We start from the raw sequence: 20,677 nt of genomic DNA, 5'->3' as shown, positions 1-20,677 counted from the left end.
CGTCTCCACGCATGCCATGACCCGGCGGGAACCGCATCCCGGGAAGCGGCGGAGCCCCGCGCCGTCCGGTGACGACACGGGGCTCCGTAGGACCGCGCTGCGGTCGTGCTGTGCTACAGGCCGAGCTCGACCTCGAACTCGCCGGCCTCCAGGATCTCCTTGACCGCGACCAGGTAGCGGGCGGCGTCGGCGCCGTCCACCAGGCGGTGGTCGTAGGAGAGCGACAGGTAGGTCATGTCACGGATGCCGATGGCGGTGCCGCCGTCGGCCTCGATGACCACCGGGCGCTTGACGGTGGCGCCGATGCCCAGGATGGCGGCCTGGTTCGGCGGCACGATCACGGTGTCGAACAGGGCACCGCGCGAGCCGGTGTTGCTGATCGTGAAGGTGGCGCCGGACAGCTCGTCCGGGGTGATCTTGCTGTCGCGGACCTTGGCGGCCAGCTCGGCGGTCTTCTTCGAGATGCCGGCGATGTTGAGGTCGCCCGCACCCTTGATGACCGGGGTCATCAGACCCTTCTCGGAGTCCACCGCGATGCCGATGTTCTCGGTGTCGAAGTAGGTGATGGTGCCCTCGGCGTCGTTGATCCGCGCGTTGACGACCGCGTGGACCTTGAGCGCCTGGGCGGCGGCCTTCACGAAGAACGGCATCGGGGAGAGCTTGACGCCCTCGCGGGCCAGGAAGCCCTCCTTGGCCTTGGCGCGCAGCGACATGATCTTGGTGACGTCCACCTCGACCACGCTGGTCAGCTGGGCCTGCTCGTGCAGGGCCTTCATCATGTTGTCGCCGATGACCTTGCGCATGCGGGTCATCTTGACCGTCTGGCCGCGCAGGGCGGACGGCGCGGCGACGGCCTTCGGCGCGGCGGCGGCCGGAGCGGCGGCGGCGACCGGGGCCGGGGCGGCCTTGGCGGCCTCCGCGGCGGCGATGACGTCCTGCTTGCGGATGCGGCCGCCGACACCGGTGCCGGTGACGGAGGACAGCGCGACGCCGTGCTCGGCGGCGAGCTTGCGCACCAGCGGGGTGACGTAGGCGTCACCGGCGTCGGCCACCGGGGCGGCCGGAGCGGCGACGGGGGCCGGGGCGGCAACCGGAGCCGGAGCAGCGACCGGAGCGGCCGGGGCAACCGGGGCCGGGGCAGCGACCGGGGCGGCCGGAGCCGGAGCGGCGACCGGGGCCGGGGCCGGAGCGGCCGGAGCCGGGGCCGGGGCGGAGACGGGGGCCGGGGCGGCAGCCGGAGCCGGAGCGGCAGCGGCGGCACCCGGGGCACCGATCAGCGCGAGCTGGGCGCCGACCTCGGCGGTCTCGTCCTCGCCGACCAGGATCTTGACGACGACGCCGGCGACCGGCGACGGGATCTCGGTGTCGACCTTGTCGGTGGAGACCTCGAGCAGCGGCTCGTCGATCTCGACCGTCTCACCCTCGGCCTTGAGCCAACGGGTGACGGTGCCCTCGGAAACGCTCTCGCCCAGGGCGGGCAGCAGCACCGGGGTGGCGTCGCCGGCCGGAGCAGCCGGAGCAGCCGGGGCGGCAGCCGGAGCAGCCGGGGCCTCGGCGACCGGAGCCGGAGCGGCAACGGGGGCCGGAGCGGCGACCGGCGCGGCCTCGGCCACGGGGGCCGGGGCGGCGGCCGGGGCGCCGGTGCCGTCGTCGATGATCGCCAGCTCGGCACCGACCTCGACGGTCTCGTCCTCGCCGACCTTGATCGAGGAGAGGATGCCGGAAGCCGGGGCCGGGATCTCGGTGTCGACCTTGTCGGTCGACACCTCGAGCAGCGGCTCGTCGACCTCGACGCGCTCACCCTCGGCCTTGAGCCAACGGGTGACAGTGCCCTCGGAAACGCTCTCGCCCAGCGCGGGCAGTGTTACTGAGACCGCCATGGTTTCAGCGACTCCTATCAAGTCTTGCGTACGGGAAGTACGGGAAGTACCGGAAACGGGGGGTGGTGGGCGCGATCAGTCGTGCGCGTGCAGCGGCTTGCCGGCCAGCGCCAGGTGCGCCTCGCCCAGGGCCTCGGACTGGGTCGGGTGCGCGTGGATCAGCTGCGCGACCTCGGCCGGCAGGGCCTCCCAGTTGTAGATCAGCTGGGCTTCGCCGACCTGCTCGCCCATGCGGGCGCCGACCATGTGGACGCCGACCACGGCGCCGTCCTTGACCTGGACGAGCTTGATCTCGCCGGCGGTCTTCAGGATCTTGCTCTTGCCGTTGCCGGCCAGGTTGTACTTGAGGGTGACGACCTTCTCCTTGCCGTACAGCTCGACGGCCTTGGCCTCGGAGATGCCGACGGAGGCGACCTCCGGGTTGGAGTAGGTCACGCGCGGGACGCCGTCGTAGTCGATCGGCACCGGCTTGAGGCCGGCCAGCCGCTCGGCGACCAGGATGCCCTCGGCGAAGCCGACGTGGGCCAGCTGCAGGGTCGGGACGAGGTCGCCGACGGCGGAGATGGTGGGCACGTTGGTGCGCATGTACTCGTCGACCAGGACGTAGCCGCGGTCCATCGCGACGCCGTTCTCCTCGTAGCCGAGGCCGGCCGAGACCGGGCCGCGGCCGATGGCGACGAGCAGCAGGTCGGCGTCGATCTGCTTGCCGTTCTCGGTGGAGACGCGGACACCGGACTCGGTGTACTCGACGCCCGAGAAGCGGGCCTTGAGCTCGAACTTGATGCCGCGCTTGCGGAAGGCGCGCTCCAGCAGCTTGGAGGAGTTCTCGTCCTCCAGCGGGACGAGGTGCGGCAGCGCCTCGACGATGGTGACGTCGACGCCGAAGGACTTCCAGACCGAGGCGAACTCGACGCCGATGACGCCGCCGCCGAGGATGACGGCCGACTTCGGGATCCGGTCGAGCTTGAGGGCGTGGTCCGAGGAGATCACGCGGTTGCCGTCGATCTCCAGGCCCGGGATCGAGCGCGGCACCGAACCGGTGGCGAGGACGATGTGGCGGCCCTCGATGCGCTGGCCGTTCACGTCGACCGAGGTCTGCGAGGAGAGCTTGCCCGCGCCCTGGATGAAGGTGACCTTGCGGGACGCCACCAGGCCCTGGAGACCCTTGTACAGGCCGGCGATGACGTCGTCCTTGTACTTGTGGACGCCGTTGATGTCGATGCCCTGGAAGGTGGCCAGGACGCCGAACTCGGCGGCCTCCTTCGTCTCGTCCGCGATCTCGGCGGCGTGCAGCAGGGCCTTGGTCGGGATGCAGCCGCGGTGCAGGCAGGTGCCGCCCAGCTCACCCTTCTCGACCAGGGCGACGCTCAGACCCAGCTGAGCGGCGCGGAGCGCCGCGGCGTAACCGCCGCTTCCGCCTCCGAGAATGACTACGTCGAAAACGGTGCTGGCGTCGTTCGCCACGTCACGTCCTCCATGCAATGGGGTGGGTCGCCGGGCCGGTCGCGGTCCGGTGGGTCGGAAGCCTTTGTGGGGCGCCCAGTCGTGCCGGAAATACATCTTCGCACTTGTTCGCGGTGGCTGATGTCCGGGTCCACCCCAGGGGTGTCCCACGGAGTGGTCACCGGGGCGGGAACACCCCCGACGGAAGGGCATCATCGCAGCTCAAGGCCTTGTTGACAGCCGCCGGACGGGCGTCCTGCGCCCACTTCGGCGCCACCTCTTCCGCAGTGCGGAACAAAGTTTCGCCCGTGGCGAACAGAGGTGCGGTGGGGTCTCCGGGCCTACTCGCAGGTAACCCGTGCGGGAACGCCGACGGGGGCCCGGCGCACGCGCGCCGGGCCCCCGTCGGGATTCGGATCCGCTCGGATCAGGCCTTGCCGTTGGCCGCGGTCTGCTCCGCGAACCGGACCAGGGTGCGCACCGCGCTCGCGGTGCCGCCCTTCGGGGTGTAGCCGAACGGGGCGCTCTCGTGGAACGCCGGGCCGGCGATGTCCAGGTGCGCCCAGTCGATGCCCTCGGCCACGAACTCCTGGAGGAACAGGCCGGCCACCAGGCCGCCGCCCATCCGCTCGCCCATGTTGGCCAGGTCGGCGATGGTCGAGTCGGTCATGCCCTTCTTGAGCTCGGCCGGCAGCGGCATCGGCCAGGACTGCTCGCCCACCTCGCCCGCGAGGGCGTGCAGGTTGTCGCGCAGCTCGTCGTTGTTGGCCATCACACCGAAGGTGCGGGTGCCCAGGGCCAGCACCATGGCGCCGGTCAGGGTCGCCACGTCGACGATGACGTCCGGGTTCTCCTCGCCGGCCTTGACGATCGCGTCGGCCAGCACCAGGCGGCCCTCGGCGTCCGTGTTCAGCACCTCGACGGTCTTGCCGCCGTACATGCGCAGCACGTCACCCGGGCGGGTGGCGGAGCCGGACGGCATGTTCTCGGCCAGCGCGAGCCAGGCGGTGACGTTGACGGCCAGGCCCAGGCGCTTGGCGGCCACCACGGCGGCGAACACGGCGGCGGCGCCGGCCATGTCGCACTTCATGGTCTCGTTGTGGCCGGCCGGCTTGAGCGAGATGCCGCCCGAGTCGTAGGTGATGCCCTTGCCGACGAAGGCCAGCGAGGCCTTCGCCTTCGGGTGGGTGTAGGCCACCTTCACCAGCCGCGGCGGGTTGGTCGAGCCGTTGCCGACGCCCAGCAGGCCGCCGAAGCCGCCCTTGGTCAGCGCCTTCTCGTCCAGGACCTCGACCTTGAGGCCGTGCTCCTTGCCGGCCGCCTGGGCGATCGCGGCGAAGCTCTTCGGGTTCAGGTCGTTCGGCGCGGTGTTGACCAGGTCGCGGGCGCGGTTCATCTCCTCGCCGATCGCGGTGGCCCGCTCCACGGCGGCCTTGGCGTCCTTGTTGCCCTTGCGGGCGGTCAGCACAACCAGCTCGCCGACCGGCTCCTTGCCGTTGCCGTTGCCCTTGTAGGTGCCGAAGGCGTACGCGCCGAGCAGGCCGCCGAGCGCGACCGCCTCGACCTCCTCCGCGGACTCGGCCGGCAGCGCCAGCGCGGCCTTCTTGACGCCGGCCAGGGCGCGGGCGGCGACACCGGCGGCGCGGCGCAGCGCCTCCAGGCCGTAGCCGTCCTCGGCCGCCTCGCCGAGGCCGACCGCGAGCACGAGCGCGGCCTTGAGACCGGCGGGGGAGGCGACCTTGACGGTGTCGCCCTCGGCACCGGTCGCGCCCAGGGTGCCGAGGATCTCGGCCAGCTTGCCCTCGAACGCCTCGTTCACGGCCTCGGCACCGGGGGCCAGCACGATCCCCTTGGGGCCCTTCGCGACACCGACCACCAGGGCGTCCGCGCGCAGCGAGGCGGCGGAGGAGGTGCTCACAGACAATGCAGTCACGTAATGCGTCCTGTTCTTTCGCGGTCCACGGCCGGTCGCGGCGTGACTGCCGCACCGGCGCAGCCCGCCGTCGCAGGCCGTCCGCCGGCGGGCCCTGCGGGTCCGGGCCCCCTGGCGCGCGCGTCCGCCGGAGTGGCCGCGCACACCAGAGGCCCCGGCTCCTCGGTGCGCGCCGGGCGGGCAGGACCTGCCACGGTGCAGGGCTGCGGTGCTTCACGCATGGTAGTCCGCATGGTGGGATCACGCGCCGCCCGGTGTCAGCCGAGCAACGCCAGGGCGAACAGCGTCCCGGTGGCGGCGGTCTCGGCCGTCGCGCCGAGCACGTCCCCGGTGATCCCGCCGAACCGGCGCACACACCGGGTGAGCAGCAGCCGGGAGCAGCCGACACCGAGCACAACGGCCAGCGGGAGGCGTACGGCTGACCATCCGTCGAACAGTCCGGCCGCGGCCACGGCGAGCGCGGCGGCCAGCGTCCCGGTGGCGGCCGCGGCGGGCGTGACGGTGCTCGCCACCATCGCCCCCAGCCCGCCCGGGCGGGCGGCCGGCACCGAGCGCAGGCAGCCCCAGGCCAGTGCGCAGCGCGCGGCCACCGCCGAGGCGAGCACCGCGAGGGCGCCGCGCGGCGCCGACTGCCCGAACTGTCCGGCCAGCGCGGCGACCTGGGCGAGCAGCACCAGCAGCAGGGTCAGCACCCCGAACGGGCCGATGTCGGACTGCTTCATGATCCGCAGCGCGTCCTCGGCCGGCTTGCCGCTGCCCAGGCCGTCGGCGACGTCCGCCAGGCCGTCCAGGTGCAGTCCCCGGGTCAGTGCGGCGAGCACCCCCACCGCCGTCACCGCGGCGAGCGGTCCGCCCGCCCGCCAGGCCACCAGAGCGCCGGCCCCGGCCGCGATCGCGCCCAGCACCAGGCCGACCACCGGCGCCGCCGTCATCGCCCGGGCCGCCGCGGCCCGGTCCCACCGCTCGACCCGCACCCGCAGCACCGACAGCGTCCCGAACGCGAACCGCAGTCCTTCGCCCCAGGTCGCCCGCTCGCCGCCGTCGGCCATCGCTCCCACTCGCTCCTCCACCGCACCCGAACCGCACCCGAACCGCACCCGAACCGCACCGGGGCTCGCCCTGACCAGTGGAAGCCCCCCGACAAGCAGAATCCCCGCGCCCCGGAGTAGGGGCGCGGGGAACCGCGCGAAGCGGAAGGCCACGGACCGGGAGCCGACCTCCGACGCCCCCGCCCCCGTGGCAGCCGCTACAGCTTCCTGAGCAGGTCGGCGGCCGACGGCAGCTTCGGCTGCTCCTTCGGCGCCGAGGGCACGAACGGCCGGGGCACCTCGTCCGCGAGCGCGTCGCCCGCGGCCTGGAGCAGCGGCAGCGCGAGGACCGCGCCGACGCCCTCGCCCAGGGTGATCCCCTGGTCCTGCAACGGCGTCAGGGTCAGCCGGTCGTACGCCTTCGCCTGGGCGGGCTCGCCGCTGGACTGCCCGGCCCGCCACCACTCCGGCGACCGGAAGGCGATCCGCTGCGCGACCAGCGCGCAGGCCGAGGAGACCACGCCGTCCAGCACCACCGGCAGCCGGCGGACGGCGGCCTGGAGCAGGAAGCCGGTGATCGCGGCGAAGTCCGCCCCGCCGGTGGCGCCGAGCAGCGCCAGCTGGTCACCGAGCACCGGGCGGGCCCGTCGCAGCGAGTCCCGGATGGTGGCGCACTTGACCATCCACACCCGGTCGTCGATGCCCGAGCCGCGCCCGCACACCGCGGCCGCGTCCGTCCCGCACAGCGCGCCGACCAGGACGGCGGCCACCGTGGTGGAGCCGACCCCGAGGTCGCCGAGCAGCACCAGGTCGGTGCCGGCGTCGGCCTCCTCGTCGGCCACGGCCATGCCGGCCCGGAAGGCCCGGACGGTCTCCTCCGGGGTGAGCGCGTCCTCGACGTCGATCCGGCCGGAGCCGCGCCGGATCCGGTGGGCGACCACCTCGTCCGGGAAGTCCGCCGGGTCGGCGTCCACCGCGACGTCGACGACCCGGACGTCGGCGCCGTAGCGCGCGGCCAGCCGGGCGACCGGGGCGCTGCCGTCGAGCACCGCCCGCACCCGGGCCGCGGTGCCGCCGTCGGCGGGCAACCGGGAGACGCCGAGCGCGGCCACGCCGTGGTCGGCGGCGAACAGCAGCACCTTGGGCGCCGAGACCGGCCGCACCGGGGAGCGCCCCTGTACGGACGACAGCCAGCTGCCCAGCTCCTCGAGCTTGCCGAGGCCGCCGCGCGGTCGGCCGGCTTCCTGCCAGCGTTCCTCGGCGGCCCGTCGGGCGCTGTCGTCGGGGCGCTCGACGAGCGAGGAGAACGTATCGAGATCCACGGTCGTGTCCATCGTCCGGAAGGCTACACGGCGCGGGTGTGCGGGCTCGGCTTGACCGTCAGAACCTGTCCCGCGACCACCAGCAGGACCCGCTCGGAGGCGTCCGCCACGGCCATGTTGAGCCGGCCCAGGGTGTCCCGGAAGCGCCGTCCGGCGGCGGTGGCCGGGACGACGCCCATGCCGACCTCGTTGCTCACCGCGACGGCGGTCCGCCGGGTTCCGGCCCAGGCCGCGGCCAGGGAGGCGCAGCGGCGCTGCACCGCGGCCTCGCCGCCGGCCGCCCAGGCGTCGTCGTCCCAGGCGTCGCACTCGTCCATCACGGCGGTCAGCCACAGCGCCAGGCAGTCGATCAGCACCGGCGCCGGGTCCTCGGCGTCGGCGAGTACGGCCTCCAGGTCGCAGGTCTCGGCGGTGCGCCAGCTCGCCGGCCGGCGGTCCCGGTGCAGGGCGACCCGCTGGGCCCACTCGGCGTCGCCGTCCCGGGTGCCGCCGGTGGCCACGTACAGGACGTCCGGGTGCTCGGCGAGCAGCTGCTCGGCACGGGTGGACTTGCCGGAGCGCGCGCCGCCGAGCAGCAGCGTGCGGGGGAGCGGAGGGTGCGTCGCCATGCCGTCCATCCTGCCCGACAGGCATACGGAAGATCGGGCCGGGCAGGCTAACCTGCGCAGCACACAAGGCAGCGTCAGTGGGAGGAGCCGGGCATGGTCTGGACGTGGCGGTACGAGAAGGCGGACGGCAGCGCGGTGGCGTCGGCCCTCGGGCAGGAGGAGTTCGCCGGCCAGGGCGACGCCGAGACCTGGATCGGGGAGAGCTGGAAGCAGCTCGCCGAGGAGGGCGTGGACAACGCCGTCCTGCTGGACGACGACCGGGTGATCTACTCGATGAGCCTGCACGAGGGCTGACCGACCCAACTGCCCGTCAGGGGTGGTTACTTCGCACCGATCACGTGCAGCAGCGCGGCGACCTGCCGGTACGGGTCGGTGCGGCCGGCCCGGTCCTCGGCCTCCAGCAGCTGGGCCAGCTGCCGCCCGTCCACCGGCGGGGCGGCGTCGTCGGGCGCGTTGTCGGTGAAGACCCGGACGCCGTACCAGTGCCGGACCGGCACCGAGACCTCGGAGAGGGTGACGGTCAGGTCGGCGAGCCGGTCGGCCCGGGCGGCCAGCCCGAGCCGGTTGTAGTACCGGTCGCTCTCGAAGGCGTGCAGGGCGGCCCGCCAGTCCCCGGCGGCGGCGGGCCGCAGCGCGAGCGCGTCGCCGTTGCGCACCAGCAGCGAGAGCAGCCCGCCCGGCGCCAGCAGCCGGGCCAGCGAGGCGATCATCGGGTCCGGGTCCGGCAGGTACATCAGGACGCCGTGGCAGAGCACCACGTCGAAGCTGCGCGGGCCGAACCAGCGCCCGCACTGGTGGCCGTCGCCGCTGAGCAGCTGCAGTCGGCCGTGCACCTCGGGCGGCTCCTGGGCGAGCGCCCCCTGGGCGACGCCGAGCGCGACCGGGTCGGAGTCGATCCCGGTGACGTAGTGGCCGGCCCGGGCCAGCCGCAGCGCCTGGGTGCCCTGCCCGCAGCCGATGTCCAGGACCCGCTGGGCGGTGCGGCCGGCGAGCTGCTCGGCGAGCTGCCGGGAGACGAGCTCCTGCCGGACGAAGTTGCGCAGTCCGCCGAGCCGGTCCAGCCAGGCCGCGGTACCGCCGGCGAAGGAGCCGCTGCGGGAGGGCAGCCGCCGCTCCTGACCGAGCCGGTCGTGGCCGCCGTCCCCCTGCCCGGGCAGTGCGTAGAGGCCGGGCCCCTCCCAAGAAGGCGGGGCCCAGCCGGAGTCCACCGGTTCGGCGGTCAGGGCTTCTCCCCGCGCCGCACCTGCGGCTTGGGCAGGCGCAGCCGCCGCATCTGGAGGGTGCGCATGATGCCGTAGGCGACCACGCCTCGGGTGTTCTGCCCGGCGAAGCGCTCGCCCAGCTGCTTGCGCAGGCCGAGGCCGAGGCGGACGAAGTCCAGGATCACCAGGACGAAGAACAGCAGGAACAGCAGCGTGGACAGCAGCTGCAGGGCGGGGATCTTGACGATGCTCAGCACCAGGATGACCACGGCGGCCGGCAGGAAGAACTCGGCGAGCGACCAGCGGGAGTCCACGTAGTCGCGGGCGAACTTGCGCACCGGCCCCTTGTCGCGGGCCGGCAGGTGGCGCTCGTCGCCGTCGATCAGCGCCTGGCGCTGCTTCTCGCGCTCGACGCGCATCCGCTCGCGTGCCTGGCGGGAGGCCTCCTTGCGGTCCTTGGGCACCACGACCCGGGTGCGCCGGCTGGCCTCGGCCTCGCTGCGCTTGGGGGTGGGGCGGCCCTTCTTGGCCTGCGGGTGGCGGGCCTGGGGCGTCTCGTCCTCCAGCACGGTGGCGGAGGCGGCGGCATCATCTGAACGGCGTCGGAACACACCCCCAGCGTACGGGGTGCGGCACCGTGACCACGGGTCCCCTCGGACCCAAACGCGTATCGATCCGTTCGGCCGTGTTCCGACCGGGGTTTCCCGGGCTCTTCCCGTAGGGGATCAATCGGATGGAGTATGGGGAGGATGAGAGGCGGATCCACCCGGGGGATGAGGTTCTGCCGCTGGTCGCTGTAGCAGTCTTGTTGCAGGCAGGTGCACTGCGGCGACGGGCTCGCTGCACATACACTCGTCGTGTCTGGTAACGAGATTTAAGACCGCAGGCCGGAGAAGGGGGCACCCGAGGCCCATGAGCGACGGAATCATGAAGCGTATGGGGCTGATCTTCCGCTCCAAGGCGAACAAGGCCTTGGACCGGGCGGAGGATCCCCGTGAGACGCTCGACTACTCCTACCAGAAGCAGCTCGAACTGCTGCAGAAGGTACGGCGTGGCGTCGCGGACGTCGCGACCTCGCGCAAGCGCCTGGAACTCCAGCTGACCCAGCTGCAGCAGCAGTCGGCGAAGTACGAGGACCAGGGCCGCAAGGCGCTCTCCCTCGGCCGCGAGGACCTCGCCCGCGAGGCGCTGACCCGCAAGGCCAACATGCAGTCCCAGATCACCGATCTGGAGACGCAGTACCAGGCCCTGCAGGCCGAGGAGGAGAAGCTCACGCTCGCCTCCCAGCGGCTCCAGGCCAAGGTGGACGCCTTCCGTACGAAGAAGGAGACCATCAAGGCCACCTACACCGCGGCGCAGGCGCAGACCCGCATCGCCGAGTCCTTCTCCGGGATCTCGGAGGAGATGGGCGACGTCGGCCTGGCCATCCAGCGTGCCGAGGACAAGACGGCGCAGATGCAGGCCCGGGCCGGTGCGATCGACGAGCTGCTGGCCTCCGGCGCGCTCGACGACGCCAGCGGTCTCGGCCGCAAGGACGACATCGAGGCCGAGCTGGAGCGGGTGGCCGGCGGTTCCGACGTCGAGCTGGAGCTGGCCCGGATGAAGGCCGAGCTGTCCGGCGGCCCCGCTGCCGGTCCGGCCGCGATCGAGCAGGGCAAGCCGGCCCAGCAGCCGCAGTCGCAGGACTCGCACCCGCAGGACACCCCGCGGATCAACTACAACAAGTGAGCTGGAACCACCCACGAACCAGGAGAAGCGCAGCATGATCATGAGGGTCATGGGTGAGGGGCAGTTCGAGGTGGGCGAGGACCACCTGAACCTGCTCAACCAGCTCGACGACGAGTTGCTCACCGCGGTGGAGTCGGGCGACGAGGACACCTTCCGCCAGGCCTACGGCAAGCTGCTGAGCGCCGTGAAGCAGTACGGCACCCGGCTGCCGGACGACTCGCTGGAGCCGTCCGAGCTGATCCTGCCGAGTGCCGAGGCGACCCTCGACGAGGTCCGGTCCCTGCTGCTCTCCGAGGGCGAGGGCGTCATCCCGGGCTTCCCCGAGTACGAGTAGCCGCGCGGCCGCTGCCAGACGAAAGGGCGGGTCCCCTCCGAATCGGAGGGGACCCGCCCTTCGCTGTTACTCGCCCGCTCGCCTCCGGGGCGCTCGGATCCGGTGCCGACGGTCGTCGCTCCAAGGCCCTCGTTCCTCGGGCCTCCTCGCTCCTCGCTTTCGGCACCGGCGCGCCCCTTCGGCTCGGGGCGGGGGTCCCGCCCCGAGCGGGTGGGACCCGCCTTCGGCTACGGGAGGGCCAGCATCCGGTCCAGCGCGGCCTTGGCGTACTTCTCCGTCTCCGGGTCCACCGTGATCACGTTCGGCACCCGGCCCTCGACCAGCGACTCCAGCGCCCAGACCAGGTGCGGCAGGTCGATCCGGTTCATGGTCGAGCAGAAGCAGACCGTGCGGTCCAGGAAGACGATCTCCTTGTCCGGGTGCGCCTTGGCCAGCCGGCGGACCAGGTTCAGCTCGGTGCCGATGGCCCACTTGGAGCCGGGCTCGGCCGCGTCCAGGGCCTTGATGATGTACTCGGTCGAGCCCACCATGTCGGCGGCGTCGACCACCTCGTGCTTGCACTCGGGGTGCACCAGGACGGTCACGCCGGGGATCCGCTCGCGGACGTCGTTCACCGAGTCCAGGCTGAACCGGCCGTGCACCGAGCAGTGGCCGCGCCAGAGGATCATCTTGGCGTTCCGCAGCTGCTCGGTGGTCAGGCCGCCGTTGGGCTTGTGCGGGTTGTACAGGACGCAGTCGTCCAGCGACATGCCCATGTCCCGCACCGCGGTGTTGCGGCCGAGGTGCTGGTCGGGCAGGAAGAGCACCTTCTGGCCCTGTTCGAAGGCCCACTCCAGCGCTCGCTGGGCGTTGGAGGAGGTGCAGATGGTGCCGCCGTGCTTGCCGGTGAAGGCCTTGATGTCGGCGGAGGAGTTCATGTACGAGACCGGGACGGTCACATCGGCTATGCCGGCGTCCGTCAGTACGTCCCAGCACTCGGCGACCTGCTCGGCGGTGGCCATGTCGGCCATCGAGCAGCCGGCCGCGAGGTCCGGCAGCACGACCTGCTGGCGGTCGCTCGTGAGGATGTCCGCGGACTCGGCCATGAAGTGCACGCCGCAGAAGACGATGTACTCGGCCTCCGGGCGGGCCGCGGCATCGCGGGCGAGCTTGAAGGAGTCGCCGGTGACGTCGGCGAACTCGATCACCTCGTCGCGCTGGTAGTGGTGGCCGAGGATGAAGACGCGGTCACCCAGCGCGGCCTTGGCCGCCCGGGCGCGCTCGACGAGGTTCGGGTCCGAGGCCGGCGGGAGGTCGCCGGGGCACTCGACGCCGCGCTCGCTGTTCGGGTCGGCCTCTCGGCCGAGCAGCAGCAGAGCGAGCGGCGTCGGAGTGGGGTCGACGCCGTGGGTCTCGGTGATGGTGGTGGTCACGGGCGGGTGCCCTTCTGTGCGGCCGAACGAGCGGTGGGGCCTTTTCGTCTATCTGACGCTATCTATTCTAACCGGTTAGCGTCAGAGTGACGATGGCCATCCTGTCGATGTGACGAGAACCGCTCTCCGGATCGGATGCTTCCTGCCGTGGCCGAATCGATATTTCGAAGCCCCGGGCCGGGCTGGGCCATGAACATGAAGACCGCCCGGGGGCGGTCCGTAGGCGAGGCCCTTCGGTCGACGGCAGGCATGGCGATCGGTGCCCGCCCGGTGGAGCGATGGCCTTCTCCCGGTCATCCGCGCGCGATGAACTCGTTCAGGTCATCCGCCAGAATGGGTGGCGAACCGTTTCGGCAGTGGCGCCGGCGGGTGCGACAGCACCGCCCGCCGCCCGGGACGCTCCCCCCACCCCCACCGCACGACCCGTGGAGCCCCGCACCGATGACCAGCAGCCGAGCGCACGAGGTGATCGGGGCAGACCTGGACGAGACCGACCGGCAGCTCCTCGCCCGCCTCGGCAGCGACGGCCGCGCCTCCTATGCCGAGATCGGTCTCCAGGTGAACCTCTCCGCCACCGCCGTGCGCCGCCGGATCGACCGGCTCCGGGCACGCGGCGTGGTGCGGGGCTTCACCGTGGTGCTCGACCCGGCCGTGCTCGGCTGGCAGACCGAGGCCTTCGTCGAGGTCTACTGCCGCGAGCGGACCGCCCCCGAGGAGATCCTGGCCAGCCTGCGCCAGTTCCCCGAGGTGGTCGCCGCCTGGACGGTCACCGGTGACCCGGACGCCCTGGTGCACCTGCGGGCCGCCGACATGCGCCATCTGGAGGCCGTCATCGAGCGCATCCGGCGCGAGCCGGGCGTGCAGCGCAGCCGCTCCTCGGTGGTCCTCTCCCAGCTGATCGGCTGATCGCCGGGCCCGGTTCCCGGGGCACGCAGGAAACCTGCGCGGACCGCCCCGAAGACGCTCGAAAGCTGCCTGACCAGCCGCGTTCCGACGCGCGGGGAACCGCCCCCGCTGCCTACGCTGATCACGTCCGGTCAGCGCGGTGAGGCGTCCCGCCGACCGGATCCCCCCGACACCCACAGCCGAGAGGGACAGCCGTGTCCGCAGCACCCGACCGCATGCACCGGCCCGACAACGAACTGGTCGACCTGGTTTTCGACTACATGCGGGAGCGGCTGCAGTACGACCCCGTCCCGCTCGACCACCCCGGTGACGGCGAGCACCTGCGCACCCAGCTGGCCGGCCTGCTCAACCAGGACGGCAACAACCCGGCCGACGTCCTCAAGCTGTACGACCACGAGCTGTCCCGCGCGGTCATCTCCGCCGACAGCCCCCGCTACCTGTCCTTCATCCCGTGCGCCCCGACCAAGGCCGCGCTGCTGTTCGACATGGTGGTCTCCTGCGCCTCCCTGCAGGGCATCTCCTGGCTGGAGGCGGCCGGCGCCATCGCCGCCGAGAACCAGGTGCTGCGCCTGATCGCTGACCGGGCCGGGCTGCCCGCCTCGGCCGGCGGCTGCTTCGTCTCCGGCGGCTCCGCGGGCAACCTGTCCGCCCTGGTGGTCGCCCGCGACACCGCCCGCCGCAAGCTCGGCGTCGGGCCGGAGGCCCGGCTGCGGATAGCCGTCGCCGACCAGGTGCACTCCTCGGTCAAGAACACCTTCAACATCATCGGCGTCGAGGCCTTCAAGGTCCCGACCGTGAACCGGCGCTTCACCGGCGAGGCACTGCGCGCCGCCCTGGCGGCCGACCCGAACCCGGAGACGGTGATCGCCGTCGTCGGCACCGCCGGCACCACCAACGAGGGCATCGTCGACGACCTGGCCGGCCTGGCCGAGGTCGCCCGCGAGCGCGACCTGTGGTTCCACGTGGACGGCGCCTACGGCGGCGCGGGCCTGTTCGCCCCGTCGGTGCGCGAGCGCTACAACGGCATCGAGCACGCCGACTCCTTCGTGGTCGACCCGCACAAGTGGCTGTTCGCCCCCTTCGACTGCGCCGCGCTGATCTACCGCAACCCGCAGCTCGCCCGTGCCGTGCACACCCAGGACGCCTCCTACCTGGACGTCCTGCACACCGACGGCGACGAGTGGAACCCCACCGACTACGCCTACCACCTGACCCGGCGCGCCCGCGGCCTGCCGCTCTGGTTCTCGCTGGCCGTCCACGGCGTCCAGGCGTACACCGACGCCATCGAGACCGGCCTCCAGCTCGCGCGGGACACCGCCCAGCTGATCCGCGACACCGAGCACCTGGAGCTGCTGTTCGACCCGCAGCTCTCCGCGGTCTGCTTCAAGCGCAAGGGCTGGACCAACGACGACTACTACCGCTGGTCGCAGCAGCTGCTCGCGGACCAGATCGGCTTCGTCACCCCGACCGGCTGGGACGGCGAGACGGTCGCCCGCTTCGCCTTCCTGCACCCGGGCACCACCATGGAGATGGTCCGGGAGATCCTGGACACCATGGCCTGATCCGGGCCCCGTCCGCCCGCCCGCCCGTACGGCCCCACCGGCCCGCCCCCGGTGGGGCCGTACGCGTTCCCGCCGGGCTACAGGAAGGCCCCGCTGGGCAGGTACGGCGCGGGCGGCCGCATCCCGCGCACCCCGACGAAGCCACCGGTCTCCGGCGTCAGCCCGACCTCCAGCCCGACGTCCAGCGCCCACTCCTGCTCGGCGGTCAGGTACTCCACCCGGGCCTCGGTCCCGTCCGGCACCCGGGCCAGCGCCTCGCGCAGCAGCCGGGCCGCGATCCGCTTGCTGGTGGCCGCCAGCAGCCGGACCGTGCCGCCGTCCCGGTAGCAGTAGCCGCTGCCGGCCAGCGCGTCGGCGACCAGCAGCTCCTCGAAGTGGCCGAGCATCAGCTCGTGGTCCGGACCGTGCGCGGACCCGCGCAGCCGCCGGTCCACCGAGTCCAGCAGGTGCAGGTGGGTGGCGTTGCCGCGGTGCACCGGGATGTCGCCGGGGTCGATCAGGCCGTCCCGGTCCACCCGCCCGGTCAACCGCATCGCCGGGTGCAGGGTGAAGCCGGCCAGCCGGTAGCGGCGGGCCGCCGCGGGGGAGTCGGAGGCGCAGACCATCCCGCGCAGGCAGCCCCGGGCGTGCGCCAGGGCCCGTTCGAACAGCAGCCGCCCGACCCCCCGGTCCCGGGCCGACGGCCGGACGGCGAACAGCGAGGGCATCCACAGTCCCTCGCGGCGCATCGACAGCACCACCCCGACCGCCTGCCCGCCGCTCTCCGCCAGCCAGCAGCCGCCGGGGTCGGTGCGCGCCAGGTGTCTGGTCCGGGCCAGCTGCAGCGGCGTCGGTCGGGCCGGCCGGGCGGGGTCGTCGGACGGTCCGGCGAACGCGGCGAGGGACAGTTCCTGGACGACCTCCGCGTCCGCTGCGGTGTCCCTGACCTGGCGAAGGATCATGCCGCCATCCTGGCGTCCGGCGGGCGGCCGTGGGGCCCGTTCGACCGGATCCGTGACGCGGGCGGTGCCCGGTCCGCCCCGGTTGTGCGAGCATGGGGAGCGTAGAGGCCCGGGTGACGCGCCCGGCCCACGGAGAACCAGCCGTCGAACAGGCCGTAGAAATCCCCCGCCGTCCGGGAAATGAATCCGGGCGGTCGGTGGTTGGCACTGGCGGCAGACCGTCGTCAAGACCGGGAGAAAGCAGATGACCGTCCAGGACGAGACCACCGTCGAGAGTGGCATCCTCCTCACCGATGCCGCCGCGGCCAAGGTCAAGGCCCTGCTGGAGCAGGAAGGCCGCGAGGACCTCGCGCTGCGCGTCGCCGTCCAGCCCGGTGGCTGCTCCGGCCTGCGTTACCAGCTGTTCTTCGACGAGCGCTCGCTCGACGGCGACGTGATCAAGGACTTCGGTGGCGTCAAGGTCGTCACCGACCGGATGAGCGCCCCGTACCTGGGTGGCGCCACCGTCGACTTCGTCGACACCATCGAGAAGCAGGGCTTCACGATCGACAACCCGAACGCCACCGGCTCCTGCGCCTGCGGCGACTCGTTCAGCTAAGCCTGACGGCGGGTCTCGAACGCGGAAGGCGGCCCCGGGGAACTCCCCGGGGCCGCCTTCCGCGTTCCGTCGTCTCCGGCACCGGCCGCTAGCGCGCGGCGCCGTCCGGGGTGACCGGGTCCGGGCCCGCGTGGGCGTCGCCCTCCAGCGGCACCTCCTGGCCGCTCGTCCGGTCCACCACCGTCCGCCCGGCCAGCGGCGAGCGCAGGTCGACGGAGACGGCCTGCCGCTTGGCCATCGCGGTGCAGACGTGCCCGGGCTGGACGGTCGGCGGGCCCGGCACGATCACCACACCCACCTGGTTCGGCTGCGACTCGTCCGCCTTCACCGCGTACGTGGTGCAGACCCCGCCGAAGAAGTAGACGGTCAGCTTGTTGCTGCCGTCCAGCCGGTAGCCGGTCGGCGGCCGGACGTTGGAGTTGGCCGGGCCGCCACCGGCCGGGTTGGGCTCCCCGGGGGCGATCCCGTTGGCCGGGGGAGTGGCCGGTGTCGTGGGCCGCCCGGGTGCGGGCTCGGCCGGGGTCGGCGTCGCCTTGCCCGACGGGGCCCCCGCGGGCGCCGGCGCGGACGGCGAGCCGGAGTCCGCCGGGGCCGTCGGGGAACCGCTCGGCGAGGCCGAGCTGCTCGCGGAGGCCGTGGCGCTGCTCGCCGCCGAGTCCCCGGAGCCCTTGCCGTCACCGCTGCAACCGGCCAGGGTCACTACCGCCGCCAGCGCGGCCACCGCCAGGGCCACCGCCCGCCGACCGCGGCGGGGCATCGTCTCCAGATCCATCTGCACATCCTCCCGAGGGCTCAGCGGCGCCGCCTCCTCGGCCGCACCGCGCGGATGTGACGTGCCCCGGTCGGATCCGGTTCCCCGGTCCTCACATGCCGTACTCGGCCATCCCGGCGACCAGCCGCTGCGCCCCGGACGGCACCCGGACGCCGACGGACGCGGGGGCGGCGGGCTCCGGCCCGGCCGTCACCAGCGGCCAGAACCGGCGCAGCCGGCGGGAGGAGCGGACCAGCGCGTCGAGGGTCTCGGCGTCCGCGTCGGCCCGGCGGGCGCTCGGGGGGAATCGGTCGGACATCATCGGGCATCGCTCCGATCAAGAACCGTTCAAGGGCCGTTCGAGGGCCGCGGCCGCATCACCGCGGTCGACGACGGGGCCCGCCCGGTCGCGGCGGGGCTCCATGAGGCCGACCCTAGGCCCGGCCCGGTGGGCCCACCAGTGCTACCCGGAGGTAGTACACGTTCGAGGGTCCCGGGTGCCACCATGGCAGGGAAGGCGACCGGCAGCTTGCGGGACTATTGCTGGCGGGCTGTGCCGGACGGGTACCGTGGGTGGGTTCATTCGCCCCCGCTGGCCCTGTTGCCATCCTGAGGAGACCCCCGTGCGCATCGCCGTCGCCGGCTCGATCGCCACCGACCACCTGATGACGTTCCCCGGTCGGTTCGCCGACCAGCTCGTCGCCGAGCAGCTGCACACCGTGTCGCTGTCCTTCCTGGTCGACGCCCTGGACATCCGCCGCGGCGGCGTCGCGCCGAACATCGCGTTCGGCATGGGCGTGCTCGGGCTCCGGCCGATCCTGGTCGGCGCCGCCGGCGCGGACTTCGCCGAGTACCGCAGCTGGCTGGAGCGCAACAACGTGGACTGCAACTCCGTCCACATCTCCGAGACCCGGCACACCGCCCGCTTCATGTGCACCACGGACGAGGACCACAACCAGATCGCCTCGTTCTACACCGGTGCCATGGCCGAGGCCCGCAACATCGAGCTCAAGCCGATCGCCGACCGCGTCGGCGGCCTCGACCTCGTCCTGGTCGGCGCCGACGACCCCCAGGGCATGGTCCGCCACACCCAGGAGTGCCGCACCCGCGGTTACGCCTTCGCCGCCGACCCCTCCCAGCAGCTGGCCCGCCTGGACGGCGAGGACATCCGCGAGCTGGTGGACGGCGCCTCGTACCTCTTCACCAACGAGTACGAGGCCGCGCTGATCGAGTCCAAGACCGGCTGGGACGCCGAGGAGCTGCTCACCCGCGTCGGCACCCGGGTCACCACCCTGGGCAGCAAGGGCGTGCGGATCGAGCGCAAGGGCGAGGCCCCGATCGTGGTCGGCTGCCCGGCCGAGGAGGCCAAGGTCGACCCGACCGGCGTCGGCGACGCCTTCCGGGCCGGCTTCCTGTCCGGCCTGTCCTGGGGCCTCGACCTGGAGCGCGCCGCCCAGCTCGGCTGCATGCTCGCCACCCTGGTGATCGAGACCGTCGGCACCCAGGAGTACGACCTGCGCCCGGCCGCCTTCCTGAAGCGGTTCGAGGACGCCTACGGGGCCGAGGCCGCCGCGGAGATCCGCACCCACCTGGTCTAGTGGACCCCGCTCAGGAGCGGCGCACCACCAGGTAGGCCGCGCCCCGGTCGCCGCCGTAGTCGGCGGCCGGGGCCTCCCCGGCGTACTCCTGGCCGCGCATCCCGCACCAGGCCGGGACGTCCAGCCGGGCCGCCTCGTCGTCCGCCAGCACGGCGACGGTGCCGCCCACCGGCACCTCGCCGATCCGCTTCGCCAGCTCGATCACCGGCAGCGGGCACCGCTTGCCGAGCGCGTCGATGACGAGCAGGGGCCCGGCGGCGCCCGCCGGCGCCGGCAGGTCCAGCCCGAGCGGTGCGCGCACCCCGGCGACCACCTCCGGCAGCACGGTGAGGAAGCGCTCCACGTCGGCCTCGGCCGTCCCGTACGGCAGCGAGACCCGGACGTTGCCCTCGGTGAGCACGCCCATGGCGGCCAGCACGTGGCTCGGCGTCAGGGTCGAGGAGGTGCAGGAGGAGCCGGAGGAGACCGCGAAGCCCGCCCGGTCCAGCTCGGTCAGCAGCACCTCGCCGTCCACGTACAGGCAGGAGAAGGTGACGAGGTGCGGCAGTCGCCGTACCGGGTCGCCGACCACCTCGACCTCGGGCACCAGCTGCGGCACCCGGCTGCGGATCCGCTCGACCAGGGCGTGCAGCCGGGCGTTCTCCTGCTCGGCCTCGGCCCGGACGGCGCGCAGCGAGGCGGCCGCGGCCACGATCGCGGGGACGTTGACGTAGCCGGGCACCCGCCCGCCCTCGCGCTCGTCGGCCGGCAGCGGGGAGGCGTACCGGACGCCCTTGCGCACGGCGAGGACCCCGACCCCAGGCGGCCCGCCCCACTTGTGGGCGCTCGCGGTCAGCAGTGACCAGCCCGCCGGGACGTCCATCCGTCCGGCGCTCTGCGCGGCGTCGACCAGCAGCGGTACCCCGGCCGCGGCGCACAGTTCGGCGACCTCGCCGACCGGCTGGATCGTGCCCACCTCGTGGTTGGCGCTCTGCAGGGCGGCCAGCGCGGTGTCGGTCCGCAGCAGGGCGCCGAAGGCCTGCGGGTCCACCCGCCCGGTGCGGTCCACCGGGGCCACCGAGACCTCGCCGCCGCCGGCTCCTCCGCCGGCCTCCGGCCGGGGGGACCCCCATCGTTCGGCGACGTGCAGCACGCTGGAGTGCTCCACCGCGGAGTGCACCAGGTGCCCGCCGCGCCGCCGGTTCCCGGCCAGGCCGCCCAGCAGCCCGAGTTGGACGGCCTGCGTCCCGCTCGCGGTGAAGGAGATCTCGTCGGGCCGCGCGCCCAGGACGGCGGCGACCGTCTCGCGGGCGGCGTCCAGCAGCATCCGGGCCTGCCGGCCGGAGCGGTACAGCCGGGCCGGATCGGCCCAGCCCTCGTCCAGGGCGGCGGTCAGGGCCTGCCGCGCGACGGGGTGCAGAGGGGCCGTCGAAGCCACGTCGAAGTACACGG

19 protein-coding genes and 1 pseudogene are annotated in these 20,677 nt (G+C 73.2%); 7 read left to right on the top strand and 13 right to left on the bottom strand.

Translation table 11 applies throughout. From position 1 onward, the window contains the following. Positions 1-113 precede the first annotated feature (113 nt). From sucB to cobU, 6 genes and pseudogenes are all read right to left on the bottom strand, one after another. Positions 114-1,880 carry a 2-oxoglutarate dehydrogenase, E2 component, dihydrolipoamide succinyltransferase gene (gene sucB, locus ACIQWA_RS29045; RefSeq protein WP_402487503.1) on the bottom strand — a complete coding sequence of 589 codons (1,767 nt, stop codon included), beginning with the start codon at positions 1,878-1,880 and terminating at the stop codon, positions 114-116. 75 nt (positions 1,881-1,955) lie between these two features. After that, entirely contained in the window at positions 1,956-3,344 is a 1,389-nt protein-coding gene (gene lpdA, locus ACIQWA_RS29040) for a dihydrolipoyl dehydrogenase (RefSeq protein ID WP_360227968.1), read from the bottom strand. A gap of 406 nt (positions 3,345-3,750) precedes the next feature. Further along, positions 3,751-5,256: a leucyl aminopeptidase gene (locus ACIQWA_RS29035; RefSeq protein WP_402487501.1), complete on the bottom strand. Its 1,506-nt coding sequence runs from the start codon at positions 5,254-5,256 to the stop codon at positions 3,751-3,753. A gap of 257 nt (positions 5,257-5,513) precedes the next feature. Beyond that, entirely contained in the window at positions 5,514-6,305 is a 792-nt protein-coding gene (locus ACIQWA_RS29030; protein WP_402487596.1) for an adenosylcobinamide-GDP ribazoletransferase, read from the bottom strand. 197 nt (positions 6,306-6,502) lie between these two features. Continuing rightward, positions 6,503-7,618 carry a nicotinate-nucleotide--dimethylbenzimidazole phosphoribosyltransferase gene (locus ACIQWA_RS29025; protein WP_402487499.1) on the bottom strand — a complete coding sequence of 372 codons (1,116 nt, stop codon included), beginning with the start codon at positions 7,616-7,618 and terminating at the stop codon, positions 6,503-6,505. Between the two features lie 11 nt (positions 7,619-7,629). After that, positions 7,630-8,202, bottom strand: a pseudogene (gene cobU / locus ACIQWA_RS29020) (bifunctional adenosylcobinamide kinase/adenosylcobinamide-phosphate guanylyltransferase); the annotation flags it as partial. Positions 8,203-8,307: 105 nt separating this feature from the next. On the opposite strand from cobU, the gene ACIQWA_RS29015 reads away from it, so the two are divergent. Continuing rightward, on the top strand, positions 8,308-8,508 hold the full coding sequence (locus ACIQWA_RS29015; protein ID WP_402487498.1) for a hypothetical protein: 201 nt from the start codon (positions 8,308-8,310) through the stop codon (positions 8,506-8,508). Between the two features lie 26 nt (positions 8,509-8,534). Here the strand turns inward: ACIQWA_RS29015 and ACIQWA_RS29010 are convergent, their stop codons facing one another. Beyond that, positions 8,535-9,275 carry a methyltransferase domain-containing protein gene (locus tag ACIQWA_RS29010; RefSeq protein WP_360228946.1) on the bottom strand — a complete coding sequence of 247 codons (741 nt, stop codon included), beginning with the start codon at positions 9,273-9,275 and terminating at the stop codon, positions 8,535-8,537. Between the two features lie 158 nt (positions 9,276-9,433). After that, positions 9,434-10,027, bottom strand: a complete 594-nt coding sequence (locus tag ACIQWA_RS29005) for a DUF3043 domain-containing protein (RefSeq protein ID WP_360227957.1) — start codon at positions 10,025-10,027, stop codon at positions 9,434-9,436. A gap of 301 nt (positions 10,028-10,328) precedes the next feature. Between ACIQWA_RS29005 and ACIQWA_RS29000 the strand changes: the two genes are divergently transcribed. Next, positions 10,329-11,144, top strand: a complete 816-nt coding sequence (locus tag ACIQWA_RS29000; protein WP_402487495.1) for a PspA/IM30 family protein — start codon at positions 10,329-10,331, stop codon at positions 11,142-11,144. A 34-nt stretch (positions 11,145-11,178) separates the two neighbouring features. After that, positions 11,179-11,478, top strand: coding sequence for a hypothetical protein (locus ACIQWA_RS28995; RefSeq protein ID WP_402487494.1), 300 nt, complete (start codon positions 11,179-11,181; stop codon positions 11,476-11,478). Between the two features lie 227 nt (positions 11,479-11,705). Here the strand turns inward: ACIQWA_RS28995 and nadA are convergent, their stop codons facing one another. Further along, the gene (gene nadA, locus ACIQWA_RS28990; RefSeq protein ID WP_402487492.1) at positions 11,706-12,890 is read right to left on the bottom strand and encodes a quinolinate synthase NadA; all 1,185 of its coding nucleotides are present in this window, start codon (positions 12,888-12,890) and stop codon (positions 11,706-11,708) included. Between the two features lie 441 nt (positions 12,891-13,331). On the opposite strand from nadA, the gene ACIQWA_RS28985 reads away from it, so the two are divergent. Together ACIQWA_RS28985 and ACIQWA_RS28980 are read left to right on the top strand one after the other, a co-directional pair. Further along, entirely contained in the window at positions 13,332-13,796 is a 465-nt protein-coding gene (locus ACIQWA_RS28985) for an Lrp/AsnC family transcriptional regulator (protein ID WP_270147404.1), read from the top strand. 194 nt (positions 13,797-13,990) lie between these two features. Beyond that, positions 13,991-15,358: a pyridoxal-dependent decarboxylase gene (locus tag ACIQWA_RS28980; RefSeq protein WP_360227945.1), complete on the top strand. Its 1,368-nt coding sequence runs from the start codon at positions 13,991-13,993 to the stop codon at positions 15,356-15,358. Between the two features lie 77 nt (positions 15,359-15,435). Here the strand turns inward: ACIQWA_RS28980 and ACIQWA_RS28975 are convergent, their stop codons facing one another. Next, positions 15,436-16,299: a GNAT family N-acetyltransferase gene (locus ACIQWA_RS28975; protein ID WP_402487489.1), complete on the bottom strand. Its 864-nt coding sequence runs from the start codon at positions 16,297-16,299 to the stop codon at positions 15,436-15,438. Between the two features lie 244 nt (positions 16,300-16,543). Here ACIQWA_RS28975 and erpA point away from each other — a divergent pair, with 244 nt between their 5' ends. Further along, complete coding sequence (gene erpA, locus ACIQWA_RS28970; RefSeq protein ID WP_030061066.1) at positions 16,544-16,897, top strand: iron-sulfur cluster insertion protein ErpA; 354 nt, start codon at positions 16,544-16,546, stop codon at positions 16,895-16,897. A gap of 88 nt (positions 16,898-16,985) precedes the next feature. Here the strand turns inward: erpA and ACIQWA_RS28965 are convergent, their stop codons facing one another. Further along, the gene (locus ACIQWA_RS28965) at positions 16,986-17,669 is read right to left on the bottom strand and encodes a hypothetical protein (RefSeq protein WP_402487488.1); all 684 of its coding nucleotides are present in this window, start codon (positions 17,667-17,669) and stop codon (positions 16,986-16,988) included. Between the two features lie 91 nt (positions 17,670-17,760). After that, the gene (locus tag ACIQWA_RS28960; RefSeq protein WP_360227937.1) at positions 17,761-17,970 is read right to left on the bottom strand and encodes a hypothetical protein; all 210 of its coding nucleotides are present in this window, start codon (positions 17,968-17,970) and stop codon (positions 17,761-17,763) included. Between the two features lie 301 nt (positions 17,971-18,271). Between ACIQWA_RS28960 and ACIQWA_RS28955 the strand changes: the two genes are divergently transcribed. After that, a complete protein-coding gene (locus ACIQWA_RS28955; RefSeq protein WP_360227934.1) occupies positions 18,272-19,246 on the top strand; it encodes a carbohydrate kinase family protein in 975 nt (324 codons plus the stop codon). Between the two features lie 10 nt (positions 19,247-19,256). Here the strand turns inward: ACIQWA_RS28955 and ACIQWA_RS28950 are convergent, their stop codons facing one another. Continuing rightward, entirely contained in the window at positions 19,257-20,675 is a 1,419-nt protein-coding gene (locus ACIQWA_RS28950; RefSeq protein WP_402487485.1) for a cysteine desulfurase/sulfurtransferase TusA family protein, read from the bottom strand. Between the last annotated feature and the right edge of the window lie 2 nt (positions 20,676-20,677).

It is taken from the genome of Kitasatospora sp. NPDC098652, assembly GCF_044760155.1.
GTDB lineage: Bacteria > Actinomycetota > Actinomycetes > Streptomycetales > Streptomycetaceae > Kitasatospora.
This window is presented reverse-complemented; position numbering and strand designations above follow the sequence as displayed.